General features: G+C 69.7%; 4 protein-coding genes. 2 read left to right on the top strand and 2 right to left on the bottom strand.

Features of this window, described 5'->3' with window-relative positions:
- Both E2B92_RS32425 and E2B92_RS32420 read right to left on the bottom strand, forming a co-directional pair.
- Positions 1-461, bottom strand: a 461-nt coding sequence (locus E2B92_RS32425) for an SDR family oxidoreductase (protein ID WP_133087794.1), incomplete at its 3' end; no start/stop codon positions are given.
- Entirely contained in the window at positions 461-1,042 is a 582-nt protein-coding gene (locus tag E2B92_RS32420) for an EF-hand domain-containing protein (RefSeq protein WP_126882914.1), read from the bottom strand. The genes E2B92_RS32425 and E2B92_RS32420, both read right to left, overlap by 1 nt.
- A 206-nt stretch (positions 1,043-1,248) precedes the next feature.
- On the opposite strand from E2B92_RS32420, the gene E2B92_RS32415 reads away from it, so the two are divergent.
- Positions 1,249-1,818: an EF-hand domain-containing protein gene (locus tag E2B92_RS32415; RefSeq protein ID WP_126882913.1), complete on the top strand. Its 570-nt coding sequence runs from the start codon at positions 1,249-1,251 to the stop codon at positions 1,816-1,818.
- A gap of 64 nt (positions 1,819-1,882) precedes the next feature.
- Positions 1,883-2,809: nitronate monooxygenase (locus tag E2B92_RS32410; protein ID WP_443070305.1), on the top strand; the 927-nt coding region annotated here is incomplete at its 3' end.

The following is a 2,809-nucleotide window of genomic DNA, read 5'->3' as shown; positions in this document are numbered from 1 at the left end:
TCGCCGCTGCCCGAGGAGCTCGCGGGGATGGCCGGCGGTGAGGCGGGTTGCGTGCCATGTGTTCCTCCCGCTGCCGTCGACCGGGCATCGGCGGTCAGGGCGGTATCCGCTCCGGCTCGTGCGACGAAGGCGGTCGAGCCGTGCACCAGGCGGGCTCCGGCGTCCTCGACGAAGCGGAGGATCTGGCCGACCCCGTTCACGTTGACGCGGTGGAGGCTGTGTGCTGACGCGCCGAAGTTGACCAGGGCCGCGCAATGGATCACCACGTCCACGGTCGTGGCCAGTTCCCGGTAGTCGGCGGGCGACATGCCGAGCCAGGGTCTGGTGACATCGCCGTGTAGGGCCTTCCCGGTGACCGGTCGGCGGTGGGTGAGGGCGATGACCGGGGTGCCGTCGAGGGCGCGGAGCACGGCGGACCCGACGACGCCCGATGCACCGGTCAGCAGGATCGTCCTGCGCATCAGTAGCGGCCGAAGATCCAGTTTCCGGGGGCGTTCGGGTCCTCGCTCACGATGAATTCCGTCACCGCCTTGAGGCAGGTCTCGTAATCGAGATGTCCTGTTCCGTGGGGATCAAGCCGTTGCCACGCCTTGGTCGCTTCCTCGTGGGAGATGGTGAGCGCCGCATGGCCCAGCCGGATGGCGTCTTCCTTGCGGACCCTGCCGTCGTGGTCGGCGTCGGCCATGCCGAAGATGACGTTGCTGAGCGATCCGATCAGACGGATCACTTTGTCGGGGTTGTGTGCCAGGTCGTAGGCGATCTCCTGCGGCACGTCCTCGCGGGTCAGTCTGGCACCGTGGCCAGGGCGGCCGTCCCGGACGTAGGCACGCCAGATCTCCTGGATGGTGCCCTCCAGCTCCTCCGGGTCCCGCCCATGGGTGCTGTGTCCCGAGGCCCGGGCGAAGACGCCCGCGATCCGGACGCAGCCCTCCTCGGTGAGGACGCCTGCTCCGTCTACGTCGAGTACGTCGAAGAGCCGCTGGTACTTGCGGCGGCGGATGTCGGACACGTGGACCGTGTCCCTCGCTCCGGCATCGGGCATCCCGATTCACCTCCGGTGTGTTGTTCGTTGCCACATCCGTGATGGTGAGGCTCACCGAAGGGTCCACTACCCCGACTGGGTGACAACTGGCCATGCTGACCGAAAAGCGGCGTGAACTCGCCATATGTACGTGGCGTGTTGCCGCTTCGGGCATGTCCATGGGTGACCGGGTGTGTTTCCGGCTCGCGCACGATGGAGGGGTAGTAGTGGAAGACACGCAGGCGACCCTGGAGGGAATGTCCGACCTCCGGCGTCGCAAACTGAACCGGCTGTTCGACGTTCTCGACGCGGATCGTACCGGGCAGATCGACGCTGCAGCGGCCGAGCGCCTCCGCGACAGGTACGTGGAGCTGGCCGGCGCGGGGCAGAGCGAGGAGCGCAAAGCCCAGTTGGGAGAGATGATCCGGCGGCTGTGGACGGAGTACGAGCAGGACGGGGAGCCTCCCCCGTGCGATCGGGACAGGTTCGCCCTTGAGGTCGTCCGCGACCTGCGGGAGAACCCGGACCGGGTCATCCGCATGATCGGGCTGATCACCAACGTGGTGTTCGCCGTGGCGGATCTGGACGTCGACGGGGAACTCCGCAGGGGACCTGCGATCCGGTTGGCAGAGGAGGCCATGGGCCTGACGCCCGAAGAGGCGGCGATGGCCTGGCAGCGGCTTGACACGGCCGGGACGGGCAGGCTGACCTACGCGGAATTCCTCAAGCTTGCCACGGAGTTCGTGGTGAGCGAGGACCCCGAAGCGCCGGGGAATTGGTTCTTCGGCCCGTACTGAGCGAACCACCCGGACGATGAACACTCATGTACCCACCGCGTGGCCAGGTGGTGAAGGCGCCCCGGTGTTCGACGGTCACGGCATGCTGGAACTGGCGCAGCGCATAACGGAACCCGTCCGCGTGGTCGCACGGCGTGACGGGCGGATGGGGCTGGCCGCCGGGGGCGTGATGGCGCCGGCCCCCGACGGGGAGGTCGCGGTGGTGGGCGTCCTGCCCGCGCTGTATCCGGAGTGGCTGGGCGACCGGTCCTTCGGCCGCGTTCATGGTGTGCGATTCCCCTATGTCGCCGGGGAGATGGCGCGTGGCATCTCTGGCACGGCGCTGGTGGCACGGATGGCCGAGGCGGAGATGCTGGCCTTCTTCGGCGCCGGTGGCCTCCTGCCGGACGAGGTGGAGCGTGCGGTGCACGAGGTGCGCACGCACGTGGGGCCGCGGCGGAACTGGGGGGTGAATCTCCTGCACACCCCCGTCGACACCGCACTGGAGGACCGGATCGCCGATGTGCTCCTGCGGGCCGACGTGCCCATGGTCTCAGCCTCCGCGCATCTGGAGCTGACGCCCGCGGTGGTGCGTTGCGCAGCCAGCGGGCTGCGCCGTGACCGCGAGGGCCGGATCGTTCGCCGACGGGCGGTTTTCGCCAAGGTGAGCCGCCTGGAGACGGCGGAGCGGTTCATGCTGCCGGCCCCTGCCGTGCTGCTGCGGCACCTGGTGGAGGCGGGCCGGCTCACCGAGGAGGAGGAGGCCTTGGCGGCGCATGTGCCGGTCGCCGAGGACGTCACCGTGGAGGGGGACAGCGGCGGTCACACCGACGGGCGCCCTCTGCTGGCGGTACTGCCCGCGGTCCTCGCCCTGCGGGAACGCCTGGCGGCACGGCGCCCGGTGGCCCCGCCGGTGCGCGTGGGGGCGGCTGGTGGGCTGGGGGACCCAGCGGCGGTGGCCGCGGCGTTCGCACTCGGCGCCGCCTACGTGGTGACGGGGTCGGTCAATCAG

It is taken from the genome of Streptomyces sp. WAC05374 (genome assembly GCF_004353505.1).
GTDB lineage: Bacteria > Actinomycetota > Actinomycetes > Streptomycetales > Streptomycetaceae > Streptomyces.
This window is presented reverse-complemented; position numbering and strand designations above follow the sequence as displayed.